Here is a 1,351-nt window from a genome sequence, read left to right on the forward strand (position 1 = left end):
TAGGGTTATAGGACAAAATGAGTTGGTAGACTAATCCCAATCTTTTGTCAAAGATATATCATAATTATGTAAATCACTCCATACAATTGCATCTCCCCAGGTAGGGATTTCTTCCTCTAGAGTTTGTCTTTCTGACATCTCTTTATATATCTTAGCTATACTTTTATACGTTGGCATCACCTTAAGAATCTCATCATATGGAAGTGGGTGTGGAGAATGCATATAACACCACCAAAAAACAGCTTTTATTCTACGCTCAATAGATAACCCTCTATGGTCTCGTAACATAGCCCTTAATTGCGCATTAATGCCCCCTTCTATCCTGTTATTTGTAGCCGGTAACGCTCTTTCATTAGCTAATGTATCTTTAAGGTAGGTAAACAATATATCCTTCTTTACTAACTGCCAAAGAGATCGTTCTGCTTTTACCAATCTCTCATGTTTAGGGCGTAATGTGCCATATTCATCTCGTGTCATTTCGCTTAAAAATATCTTATGTTTGTTAGACCAAAGCTGCAATCGTTCTTCCCATGCTTTAATTTCTTCATCTGTATGTATAGCCAATAAATCTTTTGCTAGCACATATAACTCTATTCCAGCCAATGTTTTTGGCCTAGATGTAGTATATCTCTTAACTTGGCAATACACATGATATAAGCACCTTTGGACTTTAGTCATTTTCCAGATTTTCTTACAAGCCTTCTTGAAGCCAGTACCACCATCAGTAACGACTATATTTGGTGAAGCAATCCGTTGTAATAAAGCCTCCCATGCTGCTGTATGCTCGTATCTACATACATACCAACCCAATACATGTACCTCATCACAACATATTAATACACATACTTTCCGCCCTAAATAAATGCCATCAACAAATACTATATCCTTGTGCTCCTCTACCTTAGGAGGCATAGGCCATATCTCCCAAAATTGAGCTGTATTTCGTCTAAATGTACGACTACTTACAGACATTTCATCTTGTGTTTTACCACTTAACAGCCATTGAATAAATTGATGAAAGTATTTTGTGGTACGATCAATTGCATTTGTAAAAACCGTCTTACATTCGGGGCACTGCCATCTTTGAGTTCCTTTTCTTGTTTTTCCATATTTATAGCAAGGAAATCCACAATTTATGCATTTTATCTGATTCATTATTCAATCCTCCTAACTATCTATTATTTAGGAAAATTAAATATCAATCAGCACAGTAATTGCAAGGGGTCTCAGACTTTTTACCAACTCATTTTGTCCTACCTCAAAGTTTTTTAAAACAACTTTAAAATTCAATGAGCCTAGTATTTAACTAGGCTCATTGCTATTAAAACCAACTCATTTTGTCCTATAACCC

1 protein-coding gene is annotated in these 1,351 nt (G+C 35.7%); it reads right to left on the reverse strand.

Features of this window, described 5'->3' with window-relative positions; translation table 11 throughout:
- Nucleotides 1–30: 30 nt before the first annotated feature.
- Nucleotides 31–1,155 carry an IS1249 family transposase gene (locus tag EO115_RS08285; protein WP_126938474.1) on the reverse strand — a complete coding sequence of 375 codons (1,125 nt, stop codon included), beginning with the start codon at nucleotides 1,153–1,155 and terminating at the stop codon, nucleotides 31–33.
- Nucleotides 1,156–1,351: the final 196 nt, after the last annotated feature.

Origin of the sequence: Veillonella sp. CHU740, assembly GCF_003992055.1 — a bacterium.
Lineage (GTDB): Bacteria > Bacillota > Negativicutes > Veillonellales > Veillonellaceae > F0422.

Excerpts from the sequence above, each read along its gene's own strand:
- EO115_RS08285 (WP_126938474.1), bottom strand. The coding sequence starts at position 1,155 with ATGAATCAGATAAAATGCATAAATTGTGGATTTCCTTGCTATAAATAT.